The organism is Lichenicola sp. GTC18331 (genome assembly GCF_055386855.1).
Map to the genome: position 1 here is coordinate 2,736,492 of NZ_AP045015.1, position 24,823 is coordinate 2,761,314.

Sequence of the window (24,823 nt, forward strand, 5' to 3'; positions counted from 1 at the left end):
CTGATCGCGCATGGCACTCGGCTTCTTCAATCGCCTCAAGGAAGGCCTGTCCCGCTCCACGCAGAAGCTGGGCACCAACCTTGCCGCCGCCTTCACTCATCGGCGTCTCGACGACGCGGCGCTGGAAGAGCTGGAAGAGCTGCTAATCGGCGCCGATCTCGGTCCTGCCGTGGCCGAGCGCGTGATCGAGAATTTCCGACGCACCCGCTTCGGCAACGAGGTCACCGATCGCGACGTGCGCGAGGCGCTTTCGGCCGAGATCGCCCGCGTGCTGGAGCCGGTGGCGATCCCGTTCGTGCCGAACCCGGAGCTGAAGCCGCATGTGGTGCTGGTGGTCGGCGTGAACGGCACCGGCAAGACCACCACCATCGGCAAGATGGCGCTGCACTACAGCCGGGAGGGGCTGAAGCCGCTCCTGGTCGCGGGCGACACGTTCCGCGCGGCGGCGGTGGAGCAGCTCCAGGTCTGGGGCGAGCGCACCGGGGTTCCGGTGATTTCCGGGCCGCCCAATGCCGACGCAGCCGGGCTCGCCTTCAACGCCTTCCGCAAGGCGCGCTCCGAGAACGCCGATCTGCTGCTGATCGACACCGCCGGCCGCCTGCACAACAAGGGCGCGCTGATGGAGGAGCTGGCCAAGATCATCCGCGTGCTGCGCAAGTTCGACGAGACCGCGCCGCATTCGGTGATCCTGGTGCTGGACGCCACCACCGGCCAGAACGCCGTGGAACAGGTGCGCGTGTTCAAGGAGCTGGTGGACGTCACCGGCCTGGTCGTCACCAAGCTGGACGGCTCCGCGCGCGGCGGCATCGTCGTGTCTCTGGCCGAGACCTTCAAGCTGCCGCTGCATGCCGTCGGCGTCGGCGAGAAGGCGGAGGATCTGCGCCCGTTCTCCGCCAGCGAGTTCGCCCGCGGTCTGGTGGGCGACACGGTGAAGCTGGCCGGATCGCTTCAGCCGGAGGAGTGACCGCTCCCTATCGGCCGTCCGGTTCCGGCGCGCTGGCGACTGAGCGCCGGTGGCCGGATTCGACGTGTTCGCGCATGCGTGTCCCGGCTGCGACCGGATCGTGTGCTTCCAGCGCCTCCAGGATTGCGTGGTGCTCTCGCCTCGACTGGTCCAGCCCTGCATCGAAGCTGCCACGGCGCCACAGATGGGTCTGGTCCACCAGCCGGCGATAAAGCGCCAGCAGCGTGCCGTTGCCGGCCATCTCCACCATCCGGTCGTGCAGCGCGAGATTGAGGGCGTAGTAGTCGGCCACGTCCGTCGTCGCATCGAGCATCGCCACGCGGTCGCGGAGCTCCTTCAACATGGGGCCGTCCAGTCGCCCGGCCAGCGCGCGTCCGGCGATCTCCGACAATCCGGCCCGTACCGCGTAGAGTTCCGCTGCCTCCTCCGGCGGAACCTCCCGAACGAAGACGCCGCGATTCTTCTCCTGACGCAACAGGCCCGCTTCTTCCAGGCCACGGATCGCCTCCCGGACGGGCGCGCGGCTCACCCGCAGGGTGGTGGCGAGGCCGAGTTCGTTCAGGCGATCGCCGGACCGCAGATCTCCAGCCTTGATCTGCCGCAAGATCTCGTCCCGAACCAGCATCGCCACCGTTCTGGCTCGCAGGGTCTCGATCTGTTCGGACAGGCTTTCCATGCCGTCAGAGTACGATGCCGTCGCCGAACGCACCAGTGCATTGAAGATTGTCGACAATAAGACAATATTTTGGGTCATGGAGGAGTTCCGCATGACCCAGCCCGCCGTGACCCGGATCATCGCCCGCTTCGTTCGGGAATTCCCGCCCGGCGGTCTGCCGGACCCGGTGCGGCACGAGGCGCGCAGAACCTTTCTGAACTGGCTCGGATGCGCGATCGGCGGCAGCGCACACGAGACCGTCGGAATCGCGCTCCGTGCACTGGTTCCGTTCGCAGGCCGCCCCGAGGCCACCGTTCTCGGCCGTCGCGAGCGTGTCGACGCCCTGCATGCGGCGCTGCTGAACGGCATCGCCAGCCATGTGTTCGATTTCGACGACACGCATCTGCGCACGGTGATCCATCCGGCCGGCCCGGTGGCCAGCGCCTTGCTGGCCTTCGCCGAGCACCGGCCGACCAGCGGGGCGGCGCTGCTGGACGCGCTGGCGCTGGGCGTCGAGATCGAATGCCGGATCGGCAATGCCGTTTTTCCGGAGCATTACGACATCGGCTGGCACATCACCGGCACGGCCGGCGTGTTCGGCGCGGCCGTCGCCATCGGACGGCTGCTCAACCTGGACGAAGAACGCCTGTGCTGGGCGCTCGGGCTCGCTGCGACCCAGCCGGTGGGCTTGCGCGAGATGTTCGGCACCATGACCAAGAGCTTTCATCCCGGCCGCGCGGCGCAGAACGGCATGACCGCGGCCCTTCTGGCTCACGCCGGCTACACCAGCTCCGTTTCGGCGATCGAGGCCAGGCGCGGCTGGGGCAACGTCCTGTCCGCCGGAAGGCGTTACGAGGAGATCACGTCCGGCCTCGGCGAACGCTGGGAGGTTCTTGGCAACAGCTACAAGCCGTTCGCCTGCGGCATCGTCATCCACCCGACCATCGATGGCTGCGTGCAGCTTCGCGGGCAGGGGATCGATCCGGCGAGCGTCGCGCGGGTGCAGCTGTTCGTGCATCCGCTGGTGCTGGAACTGACCGGCAAGCGCACACCTCGCACCGGCCTGGAAGGGAAATTCAGCGTCTATCACTGCGCCGCGGTCGCCCTGATCGACGGCGAGGCGGGCGAGATGCAGTTCGGCGACGATCGCGTGCTGGACGAGGCGGTGATCGCCCTGCGCGATCGCGTGGAGGCGACCATCGACCCCGGGCTCGACAGCGATGCCGCCCGGATCGAGCTGCATCTGCACGATGGCACTGCGCGCTCGATCACGATCGATCATGCGATCGGCAGTCTCGCCCGCCCGATGGCCGACGCCGATCTCGAGGCGAAATTCCACGGGCTCGCCGACCCGGTGCTCGGACGCGACCGCGCCACGGCGCTAATCGCCTCGTGTTGGGCGGTCGACACGCTCGATGACGTGTCGCAGATCGCGCGCGCCTCGGTTCCGCGCTGAGGAGTCTCGCCCGTGGCCGAGGAAAACGCGGTGGGTCCGGCCGGTGAGGAGCGGTTCGACATCGCCGCCCGGATCGATCGGCTGCCGCGATCGCGTCACATGCTGGGTCTGGTGCTCCGCATCGCGTCCGGCGGCTGGTTCGAGTTCTTCGAACTCTTCATGCCCGGATTCATCTCGCTCGGGCTGATCCGCTCCGGCATCTTCACGCTGCGCAGCGACGGCCTTTTTGACCCGCGTGGGTTTGCCAGTTTTCTGGCGGCGTTCTTCGCCGGCATGTTCGTCTCGACCATCGGTCTCGGCACGCTGTCCGACAGGCTCGGGCGCCGCGTCGTGTTCGTGTGGTCGCTGTTGCTGTATTCAGCGGCGCAACTGGCGGTCGGCGTGCTGTCCGATCCCGTCCTGATCGACGGGGCCCGCTTCGTTGCCGGACTGGGCGTCGGCATGCAGATGCTGAACAGCGACAGCTTCATCGCCGAGCTGGTTCCGAGTTCCGCCCGCGGCCACTACATGGGCATCGCCTTCGTGCTGGTGCTGACCGCCGTGCCGGCAGCGGCGTTCCTGTCCGCGCTGCTGGTGCCGTCGCGTCCGTTCGGAGTCGACGGATGGCGGATCGTCGTCCTGTTCGGCGCTCTGGGCGGGGGCCTGGTCTGGGTGTTGCAGCGCGGATTGCCGGAAAGTCCGCTCTGGCTGGAAGCGCGCGGGCGCCACGAGGAGGCCGACCGGATCGCGGTCGAACTCGAACGACGTGCGATCCGGGAGGGCGGGTTTCTGCCGCCGCCGTCCTGTTCCGCCGCGCCGTTGCGTCGTTCCGCCGATCGCCCCTGGCGCGAGATGTTCTCGCCCGCCTACCGGGCGCGTACCGCGATCCTGTCCGTGTTCCAGTTCTGCCAGACCATTGCGGTCTTCGGCTTCACCGCCTTCGTGCCGATCCTGCTGGTGCGCAAGGGTTTCGCCATCGTGGATTCGCTTGGCTACAGCACGATGATCGTGCTCCTGACGCCGGCTGGCGGCGTTCTGGGCATGATGCTGGCGGAACGTGTCGAGCGCAGATGGCAGCTCGTGTCCGCTGCAATCATGATCCTGTTTGCAGGTTTCGGTTTCGCCGTCGCTTCCGGAACGCCGACGATCCTGCTCAGCGGCGCCCTGGTGACGCTCGGCCTGAACTGGATGATCACCACGTTCCACCCTTATGCGGCGGAGTTGTTTCCGACCCGCTTCCGTGCTGCCGCGATCGGCTTCACCGCGTCCTGGAGCCGTGTCAGCGCGGTCTTCGTCGGGTCCTGGGTGTCGGGGTTGCTGGATGCGTTCGGCACGCCGGCGGTCTTCTGCCTGATCGCCGCGGCGATGCTGGCCATCATTCTGGGGATCGGCATCTTCGGGCCTTCGACCAATGGACGCAGCCTCGACGAGCTGTCGCCTTGAGAGCCCTTCGCTGTTACTTTCTCCTGGTGTCTGAGAAAGGAAAGAGTTGTTCTTTCTTGGAAAGAAAGAACCAAAGAACTTTTGTCTGTTTGGTTTCGTGCCTTGTCGGTTCTCGTAACTCAAGTGGACGAAGTCTTTTTGCTTCTTTTTTTCGGAAAAAGAAGATGCTTGATTTCCTCCTTCTTTAGGAAGCCGACGCTTCCAGCCGATACCCCACCCCCGGCTCCGTGGTGATCAGGCGCGGTCCGTCCGGGCCCAGTTTCTGCCGGAGCTGGCCGATATAGACGCGCAGATATTGCGTATCCTCGGCATGGGCGGGGCCCCAGAGCGCCACCAGGATCTGCCGGTGCGTCATCACCCGCCCGGCATGGCGCGCCAGCAGGGCCAGAAGGGCGAATTCGCGCGGGCTCAGCCCGGCCGGGGCGCCATCCACCAAGACGCGATGCGCCGCCACGTCGATCTCCACCGCGCCCACGCGCAGGAAAGGCGGCGGGGCGGCATCCTGCGCGTCGCCGGCGCGCCGGAGCGTGGCACGGATGCGGGCCAGAAGTTCCGAGACGCTGAAAGGCTTCTCCACGAAATCGTCCGCGCCCGCGTCCAGGGCGCGCACCTTCTCCTCGTCGCGGTCGCGCGCGGACAGGACGATCACCGGCACCGGCGAGAAGCCGCGCAACCGGCGCAGCACCTCCTGCCCGTCGAGATCGGGCAGACCCAGATCGAGCAGAACCAGGGCCGGCGCGTGGGCTGCCGCCAGACGCAGCCCTTCCGCCCCGTTCGCGGCATGGTCCGTGGTGTAGCCGGCCGCTTCCAGCGCGGGGCCCAGGAAACGATGGATCTGTTTCTCGTCGTCCACCAGCAGGATACGTGACACTACGATCGATCACTCCCCAGCCGGAAGGCTGATGCTGACAAGGGTTCCCGGCGCGGCGTCGCGCGGCACGTCGGGGCGCGGGCTTTGTGCGGCGATGCGGCCGCCCATGGCGTCCACCAGCCCGCGCGCGATCGCCAGGCCGAGCCCGGTGCCGGGCACCACCCTGTCGCCGCGCGTGGAGCGGAAGAAGCTGTCGAACAGATGCGGCAGATCCGCTGCCGGAACGCCCACCCCTTCGTCGGCGATCCCGACGAGCAATTCGCCGGGGACGGGTGCTGTGATGCGCACGGCGATATGAGACCATTGCGGCGAATATTTCGCGCTGTTGTCGAGCACGTTGACCAGCACCTGTTCCAGCAGCGCCGGATCGGCGAGGGCGCGGCGCCCTTCCGCCTCGGGCGACACCGACACGGTCGCCTGCGCCGCGCCCGGCACGCGGGCGATCGCCGCTTCCACCACGGCGGGCAGAGAGACGATTTCCGCGCGCGGCTTGATCTGGCCGGATTCCAGGCGCGTCAGCTCGGTGATGTTGGCCAGGAAGCGCGTCATCCGCACCACGTCCTCGTCGATCGCCGAGAGCAGGTCGTTGCGCGTGTCCGGGCTCAGATGGTCCCAGGCGCCGCGCAGCGTGTCGGCGGCGCCCCTGATCCCGGTCAGCGGCGTGCGCAGATCGTGTCCCAGGGAGCCGAGCAGGGCGGTGCGCAGCTTCTGCGTGTCCTCCATCGCGCTGGCTTCGGCGGCGAGCACGAACAAACGCATCCGGTCCAGTGCCAGCGTCGCCTGATCGGCCAGAACGTCGAGCGCCTGATGCTCCGGCGTGTCCGCACCGGTCGCGGCCGGATCCGCGCCGCGTACGCCCAGCACCATCGGCGCGCCATGCGCGGGCTCCAGCAGCCGGAACCGCCACAGGGCTGAGGGCAGGGTGGGCGTGCCGCGCCCTGTTTCCACCCGGTTGGCGGTGCAGAACCGGGCCGCGGCCAGCGAGCGCTCGTCCAGCTCGGTGCCGGGCGGTACGCTGGCGGCGGGCAGAAGGTCGGGCGGAAGCAGCACCACCGCCTCGCCCGCGATCTGCGCCGCCTGGCTGGCGATCTCGCGCGCCAGCCCGTTTTCGTCCACCGGCCCGGACAAAGCGCGACCGAACGCGCCGACGCGTCGCATGCTGTCGATCCGTGCCTGCGCCGCGCGCGCTTCCGCCCGCACGCGTCCGCCCAGAGTGCCGGTGACGCCGGCCACGGCGGCGAACACCAGCAGACCCACGGCATCGTGCGTATTGCCGATGGTGATGCTGTGCACGGGGGGAATGAAGAAGAAGTCCCAGCTCAGGAAGGCGAGGGCGGCGGCGAACAGGCTTAAACCCAGCCCGCCCAGCAGCGCCGCCGCCACCACGGCGACCAGGAACAGCATGCCGACCGTGTCCTCGCGCAGCAAAGGCTCGGCCAGCAGACCGGCTTCCGTCACCAGCGCCACCAGCGCCGTCACCCAGAACAGCGGACGCCCGCCGCGCAGCCGCGTCGCCATGACGCGCGGCCGGGGGCGCGGTGCGGCGGTCGGCACGGCATGCAGCGGCAGGTCGGGCAAGGCGCGCATCAGGGTCGCGGCCAGATTACGCCGCCCGCGCAGCAGCGTGCGCCAGCGACGCCAGCCTTGCACGGGCAGGGCGCGTCCGACCACGAGCTGGGTCGCGTTGCGCTGCCCTGCCGCCTCCCGCGCCACGGCCACCAGATCGCGCCCGCCGCGCGTTTCCACCGACGCACCCAGCTCGCGTGCGAGAGCGAGCGAGCGGCGTCGCATCGGCGGCTGATGCGCGCGCTCGACATGCAGAACGCTCCAGTCCGCATGCAGCGCGTCGGCGAGGCGCTTGGCGTAGCGCACCACCGCCTCGCCGGCTTCGTCCGGTCCGATCAGCGCCAGAACGTGCTCCGCCGCCGGCCAGGGACCGTCCACGCGCTGCGCCTGCATCCAGTCGCGCACGTCGCGATCCACACGGCTGGCCGTGCGGCGCAGGGCAATCTCGCGCAGGGCGGCCAGATTGCCTTCGCGGAAGTAGTTCTCCAGCGCCCGCGTCGCCACTTCGGGACGGTAGATCCGGCCTTCGCGCAGACGTTCGCGCAGCGCCTGCGGCGATAGGTCGATCAGCTCGATCTCGGCCGCCTCGTCCAGAACATGGTCCGGCACGGTTTCCTGCACGCGCACGCCGGTGATGCGGGCGACGTCGTCGTTCAGGCTCTCGACGTGCTGGATGTTCAGCGTGGTCCAGACATCGACCCCGGCCGCCAGCAGCGCGCGCACGTCCTCCCAGCGCTTGGCATGGTGCGCGCCCGGCGCGTTGTGATGTGCCAGCTCGTCCATCAGCAGCAGAGCGGGGCGTCGTTTCAGCGCGCCGAACAGGTCGAATTCGGCCAGGGTGCGGCCGCGATCCTCCAGCATCAGCGGCGGGAGTGCCGGCAGGCCGAGTGTCTGCTCCTCCGTGCCGGCGCGGCCATGGGTTTCGATCACCCCGGCGACCACGTCGGTGCCATTATCCAGCAGCGCACGCGCACGCGCCAGCATAGCCCATGTCTTGCCGACCCCCGGTGCTGCGCCGAGGAAGATCTTCAGCCGACCTTCGTGCTCGCGCAGCGCGGCGGCGAGCAGACGGTCAGGATCGGGGCGCGTCGGGTCCATCGGGACGGTACTGTAGCAAAAGCGGCGAGAACTGCCGCTCCCGCGTCAATGCGACGTGTCGAGCAGCGCCAGGTTCAGGGCCAGCACGTTCACGCGCGGATTGCCCAGGAAGCCCAGCAGCGGTGCCTGCGTGTGCGACGCGATCAGCGCGCGCACCTGTTCCGGGGAGAGGTGGCGCGCTTGGGCGATACGATCGGCCTGCATGAGCGCGTTCTCCGGTGAGATAGCCGGGTCGAGGCCGGAGCCGGAGGTGGTGACCGCGTCCGCGGGCGCGCTGGTTTCGTGCAGCGCCGCCATGTCGGCGCGCACGCGGTCGATCAGCGCCTTGGAGGTTGGAGCCAGGTTGGAGGGGGCGGAGTTGTCCGCCGCATAGGGTGTCGGGATCGTCTTGGCGCTGTCCTTGGGATCGGGTTCCACCGTGGCGGAGGGGCGCGGATGGAAGAAGCCCGCGCTGGTGACGTTCTGTCCGATCAGGGTCGATCCGACCGGCTGACCGTCGCGAAAGACCAGACTGCCATTGGCTTTTTCCGGCGCCAGGATCTGCGCGCCGCCGACCAAAGCGAGCGGAAGGGCCGCACCGGTCAGAGCGGTGAAGGAGAGCATGATGACGAGGGCGGGACGAAGGGAGGACAGCATGGTGTTCACGCCAGATGCAGGAATGAAAGAACGAGATCGATCAGCTTGATGCCGATGAACGGCGCCACCAGACCGCCCGCGCCGTAGATCAGCAGATTGCGTCGCAGCAGCGCGGCGGCGCCGAGCGGACGAAAGCGCACGCCGCGCAGCGCCAGCGGCACCAGCACCACGATGATCAGCGCGTTGAAGATCACGGCGCTCATGATGGCGCTTTGCGGCGAATGGAGGCGCATGATGTTCAGCGCCTCCAGCCCCGGATAACCGGCCACGAAAATCGCAGGCAAGATCGCGAAGTATTTCGAGACGTCGTTGGCGATCGAGAAGGTGGTGAGCGAGCCGCGCGTGATCAGCAACTGCTTGCCGATCTCCACCACCTCGATCAGCTTGGTCGGATCGCTGTCCAGATCGACCATGTTGCCGGCTTCGCGCGCGGCCTGCGTGCCGGTCTGCATCGCCACGCCGACATCCGCCTGCGCCAGGGCCGGCGCGTCGTTGGTGCCGTCGCCGCACATCGCGACCAGACGCCCATCGGCCTGCACGCGGCGGATATAGTCGAGCTTGTCCTGCGGCGTGGCCTGGGCCAGGAAATCGTCCACCCCGGCTTCGGCGGCGATGGCGGCGGCGGTCACCTTGTTGTCACCGGTGATCATCACCGTGCGGATGCCCATACGGCGCAGCGCGGCGAAGCGCTCTCGAATGCCGGGCTTCACCACGTCGGAGAGTGCGATCACGCCGAGCAGATGCCCGTCTTCCGAAACGGCCAGCGGCGTGCCGCCGGCGCGGGCGATGCGGTCCACGCTGTCGGCGAACCCGGCCGGCGCCGCCCCGCCGATCGTCGCCAGCAGACTGTCCACCGCACCCTTGCGCCAGGAGCGGCCGGCGCCGTCGAGCCCGCTCAGGCGCGTGTTGGCGGAGAACGGCACGGTGACGGCGTCGGCAGGCGCTTCGGCGACGATGCCGTAGCGGTCGCGGGCCAGGGCCAGGATGGAGCGGCCTTCCGGCGTGTCGTCGCCGATCGAGGCCGTGGCCGCGGCCTGAGCCAGGATGCGCGCATCCACGCCGAAGACCGGCTCGAACGCGGTCGCCATGCGGTTGCCGAAGGTGATGGTGCCGGTCTTGTCGAGCAGCAGCATGTCCACGTCGCCGGCCGCTTCCACCGCGCGTCCCGACGTCGCCACCACGTTGAACCGCACCAGTCGGTCCATCCCGGCGATGCCGATCGCCGAGAGAAGCCCGCCGATGGTGGTCGGGATCAGCGTCACCAGCAGCGCGGCCAGAACCGGCACGCCGAGCACGAGGCCGGAGTAGTGCGCGAAACCGACCAGAGTGGCGACCGCGATCAGGAAGATGATGGTGAGTCCGGCGAGAAGAATGTCGAGTGCGATCTCGTTCGGCGTCTTGCGTCGCTTGGCGCCTTCCACCAGCGCGATCATGCGGTCGATGAAGGTGGAGCCGGGCGCCGCGGTGATGCGCACGATCATCCAGTCCGACAGCAGGCGTGTGCCGCCGGTCACGGCGGAGCGATCGCCGCCGGCCTCGCGGATCACGGGCGCGCTTTCGCCGGTGACGGCGCTTTCGTCGACGGAGCCGATGCCCTCGACGATCTCGCCGTCGGCCGGCACCAGATCGCCCGCTTCCACCAGCACGAAGGCGCCGACGGAAAGCTGCGTCGCCGGGACGGGGCGATACAGGGCGCGGTCGTCGGGACGCACCAGCAGCTTGGCCGACAGATCGGCGCGGGCGCGTCGCAGCGTTTCCGCCCGTGCCCGGCCGCGCCCTTCCGCCACCGCCTCGGCGAAGGTGGCGAACAGGACCGTGAGCCAGAGCCATGCGCCGATGGCGGCGGCGAACGCGGCCGGATGGCCGAAGATCGCGTTGCGCGCGGCCAGGAACGTGACCAGGGCGGCGACGATCTCGGTGACGAAGATCACCGGGTTGCGGATCAGCTGGGCCGGGTTGAGCTTGCGCAGCGCATCCAGAACGGCGCGGCGCAAGATGGCGCCGTCCAGCAGCCTGATGGGCGACGCGCTCTGCGCGGCGTTGGAGGTGATGGCGTTCATCGGTTCGGGTCCGGATCAGAAAATCAGTAGCTGTGGCCGGCGAGCATGGAGACATGCTCGGCCAGGGGGCCCAGGGACAAAGCGGGCAGGAATTGCAGGCCGCCCAGGATCAGGATCACGCCGGCGAGCAGGCCCACGAACAGGGCGCCGTCGGTCGGGAACGTGCCCTGGCCGGGCGGCACGGACGGCTTGGCCGCGAGCGAACCGGCGATCGCCAGAACCGGCACCAGAAAGGCGAACCGGCCCAGCAGCATGGCGACGGCCAGGCCGTAATCCAGCAGGGGCGTGTCGGCGGACAGGCCGGCGAACGCGCTGCCGTTATTGGCCGTGGCCGAGGTCCAGGCATACAGCATCTCGCTCAGACCGTGCGGGCCGGCATTGGCGAGCGAGCCGAGACCGGATGCGGTGCAGAGCGAGATCGCGGCGCCGCCCAGGATGCACAACGGCAGGATCAGCACCGCCAGCATGGCCAGCTTCACCTCGCGCGCACCGATCTTCTTGCCGAGATATTCCGGCGTGCGTCCGACCATCAGACCGGCCACGAACACGGCCATGATCGCGAACACGACGATGCCGTAGAGCCCCGATCCGACGCCGCCCGGCACCACCTCGCCGAGCTGCATCAGGAACAGGGCGACCAGACCGCCCAGCGGCATCAGGCTGTCATGCGCCGCGATCACTGCACCGGTGGAGGTGCCGGTGGTGGTCGCCGCGAACACGGAGGAGAGCGCGACGCCGAACCGCACCTCCTTGCCTTCCATGTTGCTGCCGTGAACGCCGAGCGCGTGCAGCAGCGGGTTGCCGGCGGCCTCGGCGGCATAGAGCAGCACGGAGAACAGACCCAGAAGCACGACCATGGTGATCAGCAGCGCGATGCCGTCGCGCACGCGTTCGGCGATTACGCCGAACGCGACCGGCATGGCGAACGGGATCAGCAGCAGCGACCAGTTCTCCAAAAGATCGGACAGTACGCCGGGATTCTCGAACGGATGGGCTGCATTGGCATTGAAGAACCCGCCGCCATTGGTGCCGAGATTCTTGATCGCTTCCTGAAGCGCTACCGGCCCCAGCGCGATCACCTGCTTGACGCCCTCGAGCGTGGTGACGGTGGTGCTGGCCTGAAGCGTATCCGGCACGCCGAGCGCGATCAGCGCGATCGCCACCAGAACGGAGAGCGGGATCAGCAGATGCAGCGTGATTCGCGTGATGTCGACCCACGCATTACCGAGACCGTTCGCGCCGGAGCCCTTGCGGAACGCGCGCGACACCGCGAAAGCGGCCGCGATGCCGATGGCTGCGCTCAGGAAGTTGTGCGATGTCAGGCCGAGCATCTGCGAGAACGGGCTCAGCGTCGTTTCGCCCGCATAGGCCTGCCAGTTGGTGTTGGTCAGGAACGAGATCGCCGTATTGAAGGCGAGTCTCGGCGACATGCCCGACAAACCCAGCGGATTCATCGGCAGGTAGTACTGACCGCGCAGAACCGCATAGAGCAGAACGAAATGCATGACGCTGAACGCGATCAGCGCCGAGACGTAGCCGCGCCAGCCCATCGAGGCGTCGGCGCGTATACCGCAGGCGGCGAACAGGCCGCGCTCGACCGGCGCCAGCACCGGCGAGAACAGCGTGCGTTCGCCAGTGGCGATGCGGGCGATGAATCGGCCGAGGGGCAGGGCCAGCAAAGCCGGCACCAGCAGCACGACGAGGATCTGCGCGAGACCGGAGACGGTCATGATGCCGCTCCCGTCACAGATCTTCCGGACGCAGCAGCGCCCAGAGCAGATAGAAGAACAAGGCCGACGACACGATGCCGCCCAGGATGAGATCGAGCATGGCCTGGCTCAGATCCGGTCGCAGAAGGAGGCGTAGGCCACCATCAGCAGCAGGCCGGCCGAGCCGGCGACGAGAAGCAGAAGATCGACCATGAAACGGTGCACCGGTGTTCAGGTGGAAATGGTGAACACCGGACTAGGGCGGAACCGCGTAAAGGCGCGATGCGTGTTCCGAAGCGGGAGCGTAAAGGCGGTATAAAGGTCGGCGGGTGCTGGGATGACGATGGGTGTCTTCTTTTTCTGGAGAAAAAGAAGCAAAAAGACTTCTATCCGTTTGGTTCACGGCTGATCGGCATGGGCAGTGCCCAAACGGACAAAAATTCTTTGGTTCTTTCTTTCAGGAAAGAACGGATCTTCCATCGCTCCTTGAAAGCAAAGGCAGATTCAGTTCCCGATCTTACGGAACTTCAGAACGAAATTGTCCGCCTCGCCGATCGCTTCGTATTTCGCATGGTCCGTGGCACCCAGGGCATAGGTCGGCGGCAGGGTCCAGACGCCTTTCGGGTGCTCGGCATCGTCGCGCGGATTGGCATCGATCTCCGACGTGCCGACCAGCTTGAAACCGGCCTTCTCGATCAGCGCGATCGCGTAGTCCTGCCGCACATAGCCGTTCTCCGCCTTCGGGTCCTGCGGCGATCTCGTGTTGGCGCGATGGTCCTCCACGCCGAGGATGCCGCCCGGCTTCAGTACGGCATGGATGCCGCGCAGCACCGCTTCCGTATCGCCGGCTTCCATCCAGTTGTGCAGGTTGCGGAAGGTGAGGACGATATCGGCGCTGTCCGCCGGCCCGAGATCGGTGTCATGCGCGCCGAGCCTGGTGATGTGGATGCGATCGTAATCGGCCGGATGCGCCGCAAGCATCGCCTGGAAGTCCGGCGACAGGGCGAAATGCCGTTCCGTCCGGTCGCCGTCCTGCGGGCCCATGGCGAGGGTGTAGCGGCCATGATCGCGCAGCAGCGGCGCCAGGATCTGCGTCCAGTAGCCGCCGCCGGGCCAGATCTCGATCACCGACGATTCCGGGGTCACGCCGAAGAAGCTCAGCTCCTCGACCGGATGCCGCGCCGGATCGCGGGCGATCATCTTCGGCGTCCGGTCCGGCGAGGCGACGGCCTGCGACAGGGCCGGATCGGGCGCGGCGCGCGCCGCCTGGACGCTCGCCAGAACGCATAGAGCGCCGAAAAGGGAAGCGGAAACGCGCATGGAACGGCTCCTCGGGCCGGTGAAGCGAGGAAGCTAGCCCGGATGTCCCGTTCCGCCGCCTGACCTGCTCGTTACGATTGCGTCACGCCACGTTTCGGCCTGGTTACGGTCTGTCCGGCCACCCGTTCCGCGGCGGTGGAAACACCAGACGCGCGCCCGGGGCCACGGACGGGTTCATCTGCTGCACCTGCGTGAAAGGCGGCGCATCGGCACCGGCATAAACGCGCTGATAAAGAGAGAGCAGGGTGTCTCCCGGCTGCGCCCGCATCAGCAGATCGGCATGCCGTCCCCACCGGTTCACGGCCTGGCCGGGCTGAAATTCCGTCGGCGGCGGCACGGGCCGTGCTGGCTGCGGGCGCGGCCCGAACAACAGCAGGGCTCCGGCCGACAGAACCAGCAGCGACAACAGGATCAACAGAAGCGTCAGGAAAGAGCGCCGGCGCGCGGGCGGCGTCCCGGTGGCGACCAGGGCGCGGGGCTCCTCCCGGGGCGGCGCCACCAGATCCTGGCGCGGTGCGGCGACGAGCCCGGCTTCCGCCGCGTCCAGGACAGTCCGCATGACGGCGTGCAGATGCGACAGCCCGGCCTCGTCCAGCAACGGCGAAAGGGGGCGGTTGCTGCCGAGAAGCAGAACGAGGCCGCCATGCTGCCGCGCCGCTTCCGCGGCCTGTTCCAGCTCGCGCAGCATGTCGGCGGAGAGCAGCCCCGCATCCGGTACGGCCAGCAGAAGCCGCGTGTCCCGGTCATGGCGGCCGGAAAGGGCCTGTTCCACCGTCCTGCGCAGATCGGGCGGCGTCGTGGCCGCGGCCATGACCGGGAGCAGCAGCAGGCGGGCCGGATCGGCCAGCGTGCCGATCCGTTCCAGGACCCGGTCGATATCCCGTCTGGGGCCGGTCAGGTTCGCGCCCGTGCCGGGCGGCCCGGCCAGGAATGCGGCGATCAATCGCTCCGCGACCGGCAGGACCGGCGGCGCGCTTTCGGGAGGCAACTGGCTCGGATCCGTCATCGCAGGCCGATCCTATCAGCGGATCGGCGCCAGCGGAAACTCAGCGCCTCGGGAAACTCAGGGCATCGGGATCGACAGGCTCATCCCGCCGCCCGGACGGCGACGATTGTTCTTGTCGCTTTCCAGGTTGGAACCGGCGGAGAACCCGTCGCCGGAGAAATGATCCTTGTTGCCGTAGAAGCTCGGGCCGACGCTGGCCTGTTGCTGCGCGGCGAGGGTCTGTGCGTCCGGGCCCGGCGCGTCCACGTCCTGGTCCGGCAGCGGTGCCGGACGCATCGCGGTGGCGTGCGCCTGGATCACCGGAACCGTGCCATGCAGGCGGCCGCCTCCGGAATCGCTCATCGCGGTGGCGAGGCTGGCGGTGTCGATGGTCTGGAGCTGGAGACGGCTGACGCGACGCACCGGTTTCGGCGCCGCCGGCGCAGGCTGCGCCTCGATGGTCGCGGGGTCGGACGGCAGTGCGGTGCTATCCGCCGGGATCGCCGTGCCGATATTCACCGTCGGCAGCGCATCGGGCGAAGACGACGCCCAGGCGGAGCCGGTGAGCAACGCCGTCGCAGCAGCGAAGGCGGCGAGATGCCGCAGAACGGGCCTCGAACGCATGGTCGTGATCCGGCTGGAGGGAACCGCTTCGGTCATGACGACAATGTGAGCGATGGCGCGACACGCCGCAACGAGAAAACAGGATCTGTTACAGGGCGATTCCGAATGTGATCACGCCCAGCGGTCCAGAAGGCTGCCGCGCGCGCCCGGAACCGGGGCGGCGCGCGCCGTTTCTGGCGGGTTTCGCGCGGTGTCGGCGTTGGCGTGACGGGACGCGCCAGCAGCGGCTGGACCGGCGGACGAGGCCGCACCGGTGCGCGCCGGGCGATCCGGCACCGAGAACGACTGGAGGGAGGAGTTGGCGATCATGCCGGTGCAGGGTACGCCGCGACCGGTTACCGAACGGTTAATGCCGCGTCGTTCTCGCGACGATGGACGGGCGGCGCCCCGGGAAGAGCGCCGCCCTTTCCGGGTTCAGGTCGGCAGGGCGATGCCGCGCAGGGCGGTCAGGGCCTGGATGCCCGGCAGGGTCTTGCCTTCCAACCATTCCAGGAACGCGCCGCCTGCGGTGCTGACATAGGAGAACTGGTCGGCCACGCCGGCATGGCGCAGCGCCGACACCGTATCGCCGCCGCCCGCCACCGAGCGCAGCGTACCGGCCTTGGTCAGCTCCGCCACCGCGCGCGCCAGCGTGTTGGTGCCGACATCGAACGGCGCGATCTCGAACGCGCCCAGCGGCCCGTTCCAGACCAGCGTGCGCAGCTTCGCCACTTCGGCGGCGAGCGTCGCCACCGTCAGCGGGCCGGCATCCAGGATCATGGTGTCGGCCGGCACGGCATCGATGCCCACCGTGTCGTTGGCGGCATTGGCCTTGAACTCGCGGGCCACCACAGCATCCACCGGCAGCAGGATGCGGCAGCCGCGCGCTTCAGCCTGCGCCATGATCGCCCGCGCCGTGTCGTGCATGTCGGCTTCCTGCAGCGACTTGCCGACATTCACGCCCTGGGCGGCCAGGAAGGTGTTGGCCATCGCGCCGCCGATGATCAGCACGTCGACCTTGGCCAGGATGTTGCCGATCAGGTCGAGCTTGGTGGAGATCTTGGCGCCGCCGATCACGGCCCCCACCGGACGCTCCGGGTTCTCCAGCGCCAGCGTCAGCGCGTCCAGCTCGGCCTGCATCAGACGCCCGGCATGGGCCGGAAGATGTTGCGCCACGCCCTCGGTCGAGGCATGGGCGCGATGCGCCGCCGAGAAGGCGTCATTGACGTAGATGTCGGCGAGCGACGCGAGCGCGCGCGACAGCTCCGGGTCGTTGGCTTCCTCGCCGGCATGGTAGCGGGTGTTTTCCAGCACCAGCACCTCGCCGTCCTTGAGCGCGGCCACCGCCGTTTCGGCGTCCGGACCGATGCAGTCGGCCGCGAAATGCACCGGATGACCCAGCACGGTGGCCATCGCCTCGCGCACCGGCGCCAGCGACATCTCCGGCACGCGCTTGCCCTTCGGTCGGTCGAAATGGCTGACCACGATCACCCGCGCGCCCTTGTCGGCCAGTTCGCGGATGGTCGGCGCCAGGCGCTCGATGCGGGTGAGGTCGGTGATCCGCCCCTCCCGCACCGGCACGTTCAGGTCGGCCCGCAGCAGCACGCGCTTGCCGGCACAGTCGAGGTTGTCGATCGTCCGGAAGGACGGTGCGGCTGCGGCCATGATCAGAGCGCTCCGAACGCGGCGGCCGTGTCGGCCATGCGGTTGGAGAAGCCCCACTCGTTGTCGTACCAGCCGCACACGCGCACCAGCTTGCCGCCGTCGATCAGCGCCGTCTGGGTCGCGTCGAACGAGCAGGACGCCTTCTGGTGGTTGAAGTCGGTCGAAACGCACGGATCGGTCGAGTAGACCAGGATGCCCTTCATGGCGCCGGCGGCGGCGTCACGGAACAGGGCGTTCACCTCGTCCACCGAACCGGGGATCTTGCCCGGCACGAAGTCGAGCGAGACCAGCGACACGTTGGGCGTCGGCACGCGGATGGCGGTGCCGTCCAGCTTGCCCTTGAGCTGCGGCAGAACCAGACCCACGGCGCGGGCGGCGCCGGTGGAGGTCGGGATCATGTTCAGCGCCGCGGCGCGGGCGCGATGCGGGTCCTTGTGCAGCGTGTCCACCGTGCGCTGGTCGCCGGTGTAGGAATGGATCGTCACCATGTAGCCGCGCTCGATGCCGAACGCGTCGTCCAGCACCTTCGCCATCGGGGCGAGGCAGTTGGTGGTGCAGGACGCGTTGGAGATGACGGTCATCTCCTTGGTGATGGTGTCCTGGTTCACGCCGAAGACGATGGTCGCGTCCACGCCGTCGGCCGGAGCCGACACCAGCACCTTGCGCGCGCCGGCGGTGATCAGCTGGCTCGCGGCTTCCTTCTTGGTGAACAGGCCGGTGCATTCCATCGCCACGTCGACGCCCTGGTAGGGCACCTTGGACGGGTCGCGTTCGGCCGACACGGTGATCGGCGCGTAGCTGCGGCCGTTCGCGGTGATGTGGATGGTGTTGCCTTCCACGGCGATCTCGCCGGGGAAGCGGCCATGCACGCTGTCGTAGCGCAGCAGATGGGCGTTGTCGGCCACCGAGCCGAGGTCGTTGATGGCGATCACCTCGACGTCGGTGCGGCCGCTCTCGATGATGCCGCGCAGAACCAGACGGCCGATCCGTCCGAAGCCGTTGATGGCGAGCTTGACAGCCATTGACACTATTCCCCGTTCAGGTTGTCGGCGTCCCGCAGCCCCAGAAGGCCCAGGACGCGCGTGGAAATGCAGTCCGACGTGATGCCGGCCGAAGCGCCGGCCTGGACCGGCCCTTCCGGCCGGCCGTCCCGCCGCGGCCCGAACGATCCGGGCTCTGCGGCGTGAATTCCTCGATGCTCCCCAGCGTCGTTCCGACCGCCGCGATAACGGGGGCCGAAACCGTCCATGCCGATGAAGACCCCGTCCGGACCCAGCCAGCGCTCCCAGCCGAATCCCGAGGCAGCCTCGATGCCGATCCGCGGCGCAGACCCCAGCACCTGCGCATGATACGCCGCCGGCTTGTCCGCGAAAAGCTCCCAGCACGGCAGAGACACCACGGCGGTGTCGACGCCCAGACGCGCCAGGCGCGTCCGCGCCGCGAGCGCCGCCGCCACCTCCGGCCCGGTGGCGATCAGCGTCGCCTGCCGCCGCGTCGCGGCTTCGGCCAGAACATAGCCGCCCTGCGCGCAGCCCTCGTGCCGCCAGGACGGCTCGGACGCGTTGCCCTGGGAGCCGGGAAAACGGGCGCGCTCCGACAAGGCCAGCAGGCTCGGCCCGTCGCCGCGGGCCAGCGCCAGGCGCCAGCACGCCGCCAGCTCCACCGGATCGGCCGGCCGGAACAGGAACACGTGCGGCATCGCCCGCAGGCTGGCGAACTGCTCCACGGGCGGCCAGCCCGCGCCGTCCGGCACCTGATCGGCCAGCAGATACACGATGGGCTGCTCCATCAGCGCCGCCAGACGCAGCGCCGGGCGCATCCGGTCGATGGAGATCACCGACGCGCTCACCACGGGGCGCAGACCGCCATGCAGCGACAAGCCGTTGCTGATCGCCGCCATGCCGTGTTCCTGCACGCCGCAGAACAGATGCCGCGTGCCCGGCAACGCCGTCCGCGCCGCATGGGTCGTCACGGGGATCACCAGCCCGGCGTCGCCCGCCGCCGCCTCGGCCACGGGCTCCGGCGCCGCGTTCGCCCGCGACGCGGCGATGCCGGTCGCGGATTGCAGCGACACGGTTTCGGGCAGGGTGGAAAACAGGGCGGACAGATCGCCTTTGGCCGCGTCCAGCGTGTCGGCGGGCGCCCCGGTGCCGGCGCCCGCGGACATCGCCCCGGACCAGTTCGGCGGCAACCGCCCGCGAAGCTGCCGGTCGAACTCGGCGGCCATGCGATGCCTGGCCAAACGCTTCAGCCAGCCGCGACGCGCCGCGGCGCCGCGCTGCCCCGCCGCCAGCCAGGCCTGCGCGTCGCCGAGCAGGTCGGGCAGGGGAAGCGGCGCCGCGCCCGGCAGGCAGGCGATCAGCGTCGGGCGGCGATTGCGTTGCGCCCGGGCGATCGCGCCGGCCACGGCATCGGGATCGCTGGCATCCACCTGACGCACCGCCCAGCCGGCGGCGGCGAAGCGGGTGGCGGCATCCGGCCCGTCCTGGCGGCCTTCGGCGCGGCTGTCGGCGGCGGGTTCGTACAGAACGGCAAGCTTCTCCAGCTCCATCCGGCCGGCCAGCTCCGCCGCTTCCGACGACACGCCGGCGGCGAGATCGGTTTCGCAGGCCAGAACCCAGGTGCGGTGATCCACCAGCGTGCGGCCGAACCGCCCCGCCAGAACGCGCTCGCCCATCGCCTGCCCCACGGCGCAGGCGAAACCCTGGCCGGGCGGACCCGCCTCGATCTCGCGCGCCGGATGACGCCCGAACGGGGCATCGGCCGCAGGCTCCGTGCCGGCCTGTTCCAGCAGCCAGTCGAGCAGAAGGGAAAACCGGCCGGACGACAGGATGAAGCGATCGCGATCCGCCCAGCCGGGATCGGCCGGATCGAAGCGCAGGAAGCGCTGCCACAGGGTGGCCGCCGCCACGGCGATGGCCGGAACCAGAGCGGGCGTCGGCGAACGGATCGACAAGGGACGCTGCTGCATCGGCCGCGCTGATACGAGCCCCGCGGGGGGAGGCGCAAGCGGCAAGGGCATGGCGAAGCATGTCGTTCCGCCTCCATGACGGCCCGGCCTTGCTGCCGTCCCCCGTTCCTGCGACGCTTCGCCGCCATGCAGATCATAGCGTTCCGTTCCGCCCGCCCGGCCTTTCGCGCCGCCGCCGCGACCCTGCTCGCCGGCGCGCTGCTGAGCGCCGCCGGCTGCAAGCTGATCGACCAGCGCACCTTCGATCCGGACGCGAACCGCAAGCCGGTGCCGGTGGTACCGCCCGCACCGCCTGCACCCAGGCCGATCCCGCCTCTGGCAACGGTGCGGTTCGGCGCGCCGCCCGAAAGCTGGCAGCCCGATCTTTCAGCCATCGTGAAACAGGCGCTGGCCCGCAAGCCGGATGCGCTTTTCACCGTGCAGACCGTCGTGCCCGGCACGGGTACGGCCGAGCAGCAGGCCAAGGCGATCGAAAAGGCCGTGCACGATGGCGGCGAGCCCGTCGCGCAGACCATCCACGATGCCGGTGCCGGCACGGCGCAGATCAACATGACCGCCACCACCGATGCGGTGTCGGCGCCGGAGGTCCGCGTCACCGTCCGCTGAGCAGTCTCGTGGCGCACGCGGCGAAAGTTGCGTCGCCGCGCGATTTTCGCGGCATTGTCATTCTGTGCGCGGTTGTCGGCCTCGCGGCGAGCGTGGCGTTTCCCGCGTCCGATCCTGCGTTCCGTTCTGCATCGTCGGTTTCGAAAAACACGAGCCGTGGCGGCGCGATTGGGCGAGCGGCGTCATCACGCGACGTCGATCCGTGCGACGTCGCGCGACTCAGACGCATCCCGAACGGCACGCGAAGAGCGCGACAATGATGCAACAAGACCGGCGCAAACCACGCGCGAAAGCCCGAAGGCGATAGCCGCGTCGGGCCGGTTCACGTTAATTCCCGGTCATATTGATCGACAGATGTCGCGGTGGTCCGAACCGGTGCGGCTCGGAGGAGAAGATATGTCCGGTTCAACCCTGTCGCGCCGACGCGCCCTGATGCTGACGTTGCCCGTTCTTGCCGGTGGCATCGGGACCGCTTCCGCGCAGACCTCGCTCAACCCCAGCGAGCGCGTGTCCACGCCGCTCGGCGAGCTGGTGATGAAGTCCAGCGTGCCGCCGCTGCCGAAGCCGGAGGCTTTGCTGCCGGACATGCTCGGCGTCGGACCTTATCTGCGCAGTCACGGCATCGCGGTTCTGCTCGACAACACCAACGAGTTCGCCGGAATCGTCTCCGGCCCATCCAAGGGCGCCACCGATGCCGGGCAGTACTCGCTCGAGAACGATATCGACTGGCAGCAGCTCGCCGGGATCACCGGTTTCTCGACTCATGCCGTCGTGGTGGGGCGTTACGGCATTCCCGCCAGCCGCATGTTCGGCGACAACCTGAACCCGTCGCAGGAAATCTACGGTGCGGGCGGCAACGTCGTGGTGCATCTGGTCTATGCCTACGGTGAGGAGACCATGGCGCATGGCCGCGTCGACGTAACGGCGGGACGCATTCCGTTCCTGAACGATTTCTCGTCCTCGCCGCTCTACTGCAATTTCATGAACAACTCCTTCTGCGGAAACCCGAAGGCGTCGTCGGACAATCTGACCCATTCCTCCTATCCGGATGCCGGCTGGGCCACGCGCCTGCGCGTCCGCCCGACCGAATACACCTATATCCAGACGGGCATCTTCTTCGCCGAAGCCAACATCTACAGCGCCACCAACGGCTATCGCACCGGCTTCCGCTTCTCGTCGCAGCAGATCAACGGCCAGCTGTTTCCGGTCGAAATCGGCTGGGAGCCGCGTTTCGGGCGGGACGAACTGCCCGGCCACTACAAGCTCGGTTTCGGCTACGACAACCAGAACCACAACGACAATACGCTGGACATCAATCGCAACCTGATCGGCGCGACCGGCCAGAAACCGTTGCAGCGCAAGGGCGCCACGGCGGAATGGGCGCTGTTCGACCAGATGCTGATGCGCAACGGCAAGGGTGCCGCCGACGGGCTGATCCTGCTGGGCGGTTTCTATCACAACAGCGATCGCAGCTCGACGCGCAACAAGCAGTACGAGATCGCCGTGCTCGACAGGGGCTTCTGGAAGGCCCGGCCGCAGGACGGCATCGGTCTTGCGTTCAACTATCTGCAGGTTCCGCACGCCTTGACGCGCACGGAAGAGCTGCAACAGGAACTCGGCCTGCCCATCACGGGAAACGGCAACCAGTTCTACAACGCCAGCACTCCCGGCGTGCAGTCCAGCACCATGGACGTGGAGGCCACGTACCAGATCCATGTGATGCGCGGCGTCACCTTCGCGCCGGACTTCCAGTATTTCATTCGTCCCAACGCGCAGACCAACCTACACGATGCGGCCTTGATCGGGTTCAAGAGCCATATCGAGTTGTTCTGATCGAAAGGCGAATCTTCTTTTTCTGAAGAAAAAGAAGCAAAAAGACTTCTATCCGTTTGGTGCGGAGCAGATGGTTCGGCATGGAGCCAAACGGATAGAAGTTCTCTGGTTCTTTCCTTTAAGAAAGAACGATCCCGGCCACGTCGGACACACGGGCGATCATCGGAAAGATGCTGCTGAAAGCGAAGCCGTGCATCTCGTCCGACAGGCCGGCGCAGCAATCTTCCGCGATGACGACGGCATAGTTGTGTTCGTGCGCGGCGCGTGCGGTCGACTCGACGCCCATGTTGGTGGCGATTCCGCCGATCACCACCGTGGTGATGCCGCGACGGCGGAGCTGCAGATCCAGCTCCGTGCCGTGGAAGGCGCCCCATTGATGCTTGGTGATGCGCAGATCGCCCGGCTCGGCCACGCCATCCACCAGTTCCGCCCAGTCGGCCGGAAGCTGGGTGCCCGGCGGCATCGTCGAGCGGTCCACGGGCGAGCGCAGCGCGTCCTTGCCGTCGGCGGCGAAGGCGACGTTCACGGCAACCACCGTTCCCCCGGCCGCGCGGAAGCGCTGCGCCAGCGCCGACGCGTTCCGCACCACATCCGCACCGCTTCGGGGCGCCACGGGACGCGAGACGATGCCCTTCTGCAGATCGATCAGGATCAGGGCGGTGGTCGCTGCGTTCAGCTCGATCATGATAAGGCCTTTCGGGGTGCTGCCGCGCTGCCGGCGACACCCGTTGAGTTGAGGACAGACTCAACTTAAGGAAAGATGAGGATGGAATCAACTTCGAAGCGCGCCGCGCGGGCGCCGACCCGTCAGGACGGCCACCAGCGCGTCGCATCCCTGCTGGACGCCGCCGCAACGGTGATCGGCGAACGCGGGTTCCCCGCCGCGACCATGTCCGAGATCGCCGCCCGCGCCGATGCCAGGATCGGCTCGCTGTATCGCTTCTTTCCCGACAAGAACGCGCTCGCCGATGCGCTGGTGGAGCGTTATCTGGCGCTGATCGTCGACAGTTTCGCGCCGCTGCGGCCCGAGGCCGCCACCTTGTCGCCCGGCGATCTGGCCGATGCGCTGCTGGACCAGCTCGTCGCCCTGCGCCCGCGCGGCGCGGCGATCTCCGCCCTGCTGGACGGCCGCCCCGACGGCGACAGCATCCGCGCCGCCTTCCGCGGCAGGCTTCTGGACGAGATCGGCACGCTGCTGCTGGCCAACGCGCCATGGCTCGCCCCGGAAACGGTGCCGGACATCGCCGCCCTGCTTCTCAACACCATGAAGCTGATGGCCGCTCTGCACACGGGCGAGGCGCCGGGCGGCCCCGGCACGCGCGACGAACTGCGCGCGATGGTGCGGTCCTATCTCGAGGGCCGCCTCGCGCGTCCGCCCGGTTGACGGGACGCGCGGAGCGCCGCGATCAGCCGCCCTTGCGGGCCGTCGCCACCATCGCCTTCAGGTCGCCGTAATCGGCGGCGCCCGGGATCATCTCCGTGCCGGCCACGAAGGTCGGCGTGCCGGTCAGGTGCAGCGTCTTCGCCAGCGCCACGTTGCGCTCCAGCACCTTGGTCACCGCCTCCGAATTCATGTCGCGCACCAGCTGCGGCACATCCAGGCCGACGCGCGCGGCAATGGTCTTCACCCGGTCCAGACCCGGCGCGCCGCTATCGGTCATCAGCGCCCGCTGCAGCGCGGCGTAGCGGCCCTGCAGCGCCGCGGCCTGGATCGCCCGCGCGTCGATCTCGCTGTTCGGCCCCAGGATCGGGATCAGCTTCTCCACCAGCCTGACCTTGCGGTCGGATTGCAGAAGCTTGTCCAGATCCGGCAGCACCTTGCGGCAATACGGGCAGCGCGGATCGTAGAATTCCACCAGCGTCACGTCGCCGGCCGGGTTGCCCTCGATCGCGTCGCCCGGCTGGCCGCTCAGCGCCGCCTGGTTCGCCTTCACCGCCTGATCGGCCGCCTCCTGCTCCTTCTGCTCGGACGACGCACGCAGCGCGGTGATCGCGTCGCCCAGGATGGTCGGATCGGTCTTCAGCGCGTTGCGCACGATCGTCACGATCTCCGCCCGCTGCGCAGGGGTGAACGCGTCCGGGGCATCGGCGTGGGCGGCGGGGGGCGCGATCAGGCTCGCCGCCATCAGCACGGCGACGCCCGGCGCCACCAGAGGGGCGGCCGAGCCGGCGATGCGGCGGGCGATGCGTCGCGTGAACTCGATCATGCGCGAAAACTCTCCGAACGGTCTCGCCGGAGCATGTAGCAGCCCCCGCCCCGGATCGCGAGCATGGCCGCCCGGAGTGGGCAGGGAAGACACGACACACGCCGCCCTCCGGCCGAAGCGCCTCCTCCGATCGTGCGTGCGCATTCCCGGCCCCGGCACTTGGGACCGGGTTCCCCGGCAGCGCCGCCCGCGCACC

22 protein-coding genes are annotated in these 24,823 nt (G+C 68.6%); 6 read left to right on the plus strand and 16 right to left on the minus strand.

Annotated features, from left to right (window positions below):
- Positions 1-10: 10 nt before the first annotated feature.
- The gene (ftsY, locus tag ACZ5BM_RS12530) at positions 11-964 is read left to right on the plus strand and encodes a signal recognition particle-docking protein FtsY (RefSeq protein WP_498908389.1); all 954 of its coding nucleotides are present in this window, start codon (positions 11-13) and stop codon (positions 962-964) included.
- A 7-nt stretch (positions 965-971) separates the two neighbouring features.
- On the opposite strand, the gene ACZ5BM_RS12535 is transcribed toward ftsY, so the two are convergent.
- A complete protein-coding gene (locus tag ACZ5BM_RS12535) occupies positions 972-1,718 on the minus strand; it encodes an FCD domain-containing protein (RefSeq protein ID WP_498908390.1) in 747 nt (248 codons plus the stop codon).
- A 13-nt stretch (positions 1,719-1,731) separates the two neighbouring features.
- Between ACZ5BM_RS12535 and ACZ5BM_RS12540 the strand changes: the two genes are divergently transcribed.
- Together ACZ5BM_RS12540 and ACZ5BM_RS12545 are read left to right on the plus strand one after the other, a co-directional pair.
- Positions 1,732-3,075: an MmgE/PrpD family protein gene (locus ACZ5BM_RS12540; protein WP_498908392.1), complete on the plus strand. Its 1,344-nt coding sequence runs from the start codon at positions 1,732-1,734 to the stop codon at positions 3,073-3,075.
- Between the two features lie 12 nt (positions 3,076-3,087).
- Positions 3,088-4,497 carry an MFS transporter gene (locus ACZ5BM_RS12545; RefSeq protein ID WP_498908393.1) on the plus strand — a complete coding sequence of 470 codons (1,410 nt, stop codon included), beginning with the start codon at positions 3,088-3,090 and terminating at the stop codon, positions 4,495-4,497.
- A gap of 184 nt (positions 4,498-4,681) precedes the next feature.
- Here ACZ5BM_RS12545 and ACZ5BM_RS12550 read toward each other — a convergent pair whose 3' ends face one another.
- From ACZ5BM_RS12550 to ACZ5BM_RS12610, 13 genes are all read right to left on the minus strand, one after another.
- On the minus strand, positions 4,682-5,368 hold the full coding sequence (locus ACZ5BM_RS12550; RefSeq protein WP_498908394.1) for a response regulator transcription factor KdpE: 687 nt from the start codon (positions 5,366-5,368) through the stop codon (positions 4,682-4,684).
- Between the two features lie 9 nt (positions 5,369-5,377).
- Entirely contained in the window at positions 5,378-8,032 is a 2,655-nt protein-coding gene (locus ACZ5BM_RS12555; RefSeq protein ID WP_498908395.1) for a KdpD family sensor histidine kinase, read from the minus strand.
- Between the two features lie 45 nt (positions 8,033-8,077).
- Complete coding sequence (gene kdpC, locus ACZ5BM_RS12560; RefSeq protein ID WP_498908397.1) at positions 8,078-8,668, minus strand: potassium-transporting ATPase subunit C; 591 nt, start codon at positions 8,666-8,668, stop codon at positions 8,078-8,080.
- A gap of 5 nt (positions 8,669-8,673) precedes the next feature.
- Positions 8,674-10,728 carry a potassium-transporting ATPase subunit KdpB gene (gene kdpB, locus ACZ5BM_RS12565; protein ID WP_498908399.1) on the minus strand — a complete coding sequence of 685 codons (2,055 nt, stop codon included), beginning with the start codon at positions 10,726-10,728 and terminating at the stop codon, positions 8,674-8,676.
- Positions 10,729-10,751: 23 nt separating this feature from the next.
- Positions 10,752-12,458, minus strand: a complete 1,707-nt coding sequence (gene kdpA / locus ACZ5BM_RS12570; RefSeq protein WP_498908400.1) for a potassium-transporting ATPase subunit KdpA — start codon at positions 12,456-12,458, stop codon at positions 10,752-10,754.
- A gap of 13 nt (positions 12,459-12,471) precedes the next feature.
- The gene (kdpF, locus tag ACZ5BM_RS12575; RefSeq protein WP_498911614.1) at positions 12,472-12,558 is read right to left on the minus strand and encodes a K(+)-transporting ATPase subunit F; all 87 of its coding nucleotides are present in this window, start codon (positions 12,556-12,558) and stop codon (positions 12,472-12,474) included.
- A 383-nt stretch (positions 12,559-12,941) separates the two neighbouring features.
- The gene (locus tag ACZ5BM_RS12580) at positions 12,942-13,757 is read right to left on the minus strand and encodes a class I SAM-dependent methyltransferase (RefSeq protein ID WP_498908401.1); all 816 of its coding nucleotides are present in this window, start codon (positions 13,755-13,757) and stop codon (positions 12,942-12,944) included.
- A 103-nt stretch (positions 13,758-13,860) separates the two neighbouring features.
- Complete coding sequence (locus ACZ5BM_RS12585) at positions 13,861-14,763, minus strand: hypothetical protein (RefSeq protein ID WP_498908403.1); 903 nt, start codon at positions 14,761-14,763, stop codon at positions 13,861-13,863.
- A 57-nt stretch (positions 14,764-14,820) separates the two neighbouring features.
- The gene (locus ACZ5BM_RS12590) at positions 14,821-15,366 is read right to left on the minus strand and encodes a hypothetical protein (RefSeq protein ID WP_498908404.1); all 546 of its coding nucleotides are present in this window, start codon (positions 15,364-15,366) and stop codon (positions 14,821-14,823) included.
- A 111-nt stretch (positions 15,367-15,477) separates the two neighbouring features.
- Positions 15,478-15,675, minus strand: coding sequence for a hypothetical protein (locus ACZ5BM_RS12595; RefSeq protein ID WP_498908406.1), 198 nt, complete (start codon positions 15,673-15,675; stop codon positions 15,478-15,480).
- A gap of 105 nt (positions 15,676-15,780) precedes the next feature.
- A complete protein-coding gene (locus ACZ5BM_RS12600; protein ID WP_498908407.1) occupies positions 15,781-17,010 on the minus strand; it encodes a phosphoglycerate kinase in 1,230 nt (409 codons plus the stop codon).
- Positions 17,011-17,012: 2 nt separating this feature from the next.
- The gene (gene gap / locus ACZ5BM_RS12605; protein WP_498908408.1) at positions 17,013-18,032 is read right to left on the minus strand and encodes a type I glyceraldehyde-3-phosphate dehydrogenase; all 1,020 of its coding nucleotides are present in this window, start codon (positions 18,030-18,032) and stop codon (positions 17,013-17,015) included.
- Positions 18,033-18,037: 5 nt separating this feature from the next.
- Positions 18,038-19,981 (minus strand): transketolase family protein, encoded by a 1,944-nt coding sequence (locus ACZ5BM_RS12610; protein WP_498908409.1) that lies wholly within the window; start codon positions 19,979-19,981, stop codon positions 18,038-18,040.
- A 126-nt stretch (positions 19,982-20,107) separates the two neighbouring features.
- Between ACZ5BM_RS12610 and ACZ5BM_RS12615 the strand changes: the two genes are divergently transcribed.
- Together ACZ5BM_RS12615 and ACZ5BM_RS12620 are read left to right on the plus strand one after the other, a co-directional pair.
- Positions 20,108-20,587 (plus strand): hypothetical protein, encoded by a 480-nt coding sequence (locus ACZ5BM_RS12615; protein WP_498908410.1) that lies wholly within the window; start codon positions 20,108-20,110, stop codon positions 20,585-20,587.
- A gap of 396 nt (positions 20,588-20,983) precedes the next feature.
- Positions 20,984-22,420 (plus strand): carbohydrate porin, encoded by a 1,437-nt coding sequence (locus ACZ5BM_RS12620; protein WP_498908411.1) that lies wholly within the window; start codon positions 20,984-20,986, stop codon positions 22,418-22,420.
- A gap of 118 nt (positions 22,421-22,538) precedes the next feature.
- Here ACZ5BM_RS12620 and ACZ5BM_RS12625 read toward each other — a convergent pair whose 3' ends face one another.
- Positions 22,539-23,105, minus strand: a complete 567-nt coding sequence (locus ACZ5BM_RS12625; RefSeq protein ID WP_498908413.1) for a cysteine hydrolase family protein — start codon at positions 23,103-23,105, stop codon at positions 22,539-22,541.
- Between the two features lie 81 nt (positions 23,106-23,186).
- Between ACZ5BM_RS12625 and ACZ5BM_RS12630 the strand changes: the two genes are divergently transcribed.
- The gene (locus ACZ5BM_RS12630; protein ID WP_498908414.1) at positions 23,187-23,804 is read left to right on the plus strand and encodes a TetR/AcrR family transcriptional regulator; all 618 of its coding nucleotides are present in this window, start codon (positions 23,187-23,189) and stop codon (positions 23,802-23,804) included.
- Between the two features lie 22 nt (positions 23,805-23,826).
- Here the strand turns inward: ACZ5BM_RS12630 and ACZ5BM_RS12635 are convergent, their stop codons facing one another.
- Complete coding sequence (locus ACZ5BM_RS12635; RefSeq protein WP_498908415.1) at positions 23,827-24,627, minus strand: DsbA family protein; 801 nt, start codon at positions 24,625-24,627, stop codon at positions 23,827-23,829.
- Between the last annotated feature and the right edge of the window lie 196 nt (positions 24,628-24,823).

Bases quoted from the DNA above. Each gene is read 5' to 3' on its own strand.
- ACZ5BM_RS12540 (WP_498908392.1), top strand. From the start codon at position 1,732: ATGACCCAGCCCGCCGTGACCCGGATCATCGCCCGCTTCGTTCGGGAA.
- kdpF (WP_498911614.1), bottom strand. From the start codon at position 12,558: ATGCTCGATCTCATCCTGGGCGGCATCGTGTCGTCGGCCTTGTTCTTC.
- ACZ5BM_RS12585 (WP_498908403.1), bottom strand. From the start codon at position 14,763: ATGACGGATCCGAGCCAGTTGCCTCCCGAAAGCGCGCCGCCGGTCCTG.
- ACZ5BM_RS12610 (WP_498908409.1), bottom strand. From the start codon at position 19,981: ATGCAGCAGCGTCCCTTGTCGATCCGTTCGCCGACGCCCGCTCTGGTT.
- ftsY (WP_498908389.1), top strand. From the start codon at position 11: ATGGCACTCGGCTTCTTCAATCGCCTCAAGGAAGGCCTGTCCCGCTCC.
- kdpB (WP_498908399.1), bottom strand. From the start codon at position 10,728: ATGAACGCCATCACCTCCAACGCCGCGCAGAGCGCGTCGCCCATCAGG.
- kdpA (WP_498908400.1), bottom strand. From the start codon at position 12,458: ATGACCGTCTCCGGTCTCGCGCAGATCCTCGTCGTGCTGCTGGTGCCG.
- ACZ5BM_RS12555 (WP_498908395.1), bottom strand. From the start codon at position 8,032: ATGGACCCGACGCGCCCCGATCCTGACCGTCTGCTCGCCGCCGCGCTG.
- ACZ5BM_RS12580 (WP_498908401.1), bottom strand. From the start codon at position 13,757: ATGCGCGTTTCCGCTTCCCTTTTCGGCGCTCTATGCGTTCTGGCGAGC.
- ACZ5BM_RS12535 (WP_498908390.1), bottom strand. From the start codon at position 1,718: ATGACCCAAAATATTGTCTTATTGTCGACAATCTTCAATGCACTGGTG.
- ACZ5BM_RS12625 (WP_498908413.1), bottom strand. From the start codon at position 23,105: ATGATCGAGCTGAACGCAGCGACCACCGCCCTGATCCTGATCGATCTG.
- ACZ5BM_RS12590 (WP_498908404.1), bottom strand. From the start codon at position 15,366: ATGCGTTCGAGGCCCGTTCTGCGGCATCTCGCCGCCTTCGCTGCTGCG.
- kdpC (WP_498908397.1), bottom strand. From the start codon at position 8,668: ATGCTGTCCTCCCTTCGTCCCGCCCTCGTCATCATGCTCTCCTTCACC.
- ACZ5BM_RS12615 (WP_498908410.1), top strand. From the start codon at position 20,108: ATGCAGATCATAGCGTTCCGTTCCGCCCGCCCGGCCTTTCGCGCCGCC.
- ACZ5BM_RS12620 (WP_498908411.1), top strand. From the start codon at position 20,984: ATGTCCGGTTCAACCCTGTCGCGCCGACGCGCCCTGATGCTGACGTTG.
- gap (WP_498908408.1), bottom strand. From the start codon at position 18,032: ATGGCTGTCAAGCTCGCCATCAACGGCTTCGGACGGATCGGCCGTCTG.
- ACZ5BM_RS12630 (WP_498908414.1), top strand. From the start codon at position 23,187: ATGGAATCAACTTCGAAGCGCGCCGCGCGGGCGCCGACCCGTCAGGAC.
- ACZ5BM_RS12600 (WP_498908407.1), bottom strand. From the start codon at position 17,010: ATGGCCGCAGCCGCACCGTCCTTCCGGACGATCGACAACCTCGACTGT.
- ACZ5BM_RS12635 (WP_498908415.1), bottom strand. From the start codon at position 24,627: ATGATCGAGTTCACGCGACGCATCGCCCGCCGCATCGCCGGCTCGGCC.
- ACZ5BM_RS12595 (WP_498908406.1), bottom strand. From the start codon at position 15,675: ATGATCGCCAACTCCTCCCTCCAGTCGTTCTCGGTGCCGGATCGCCCG.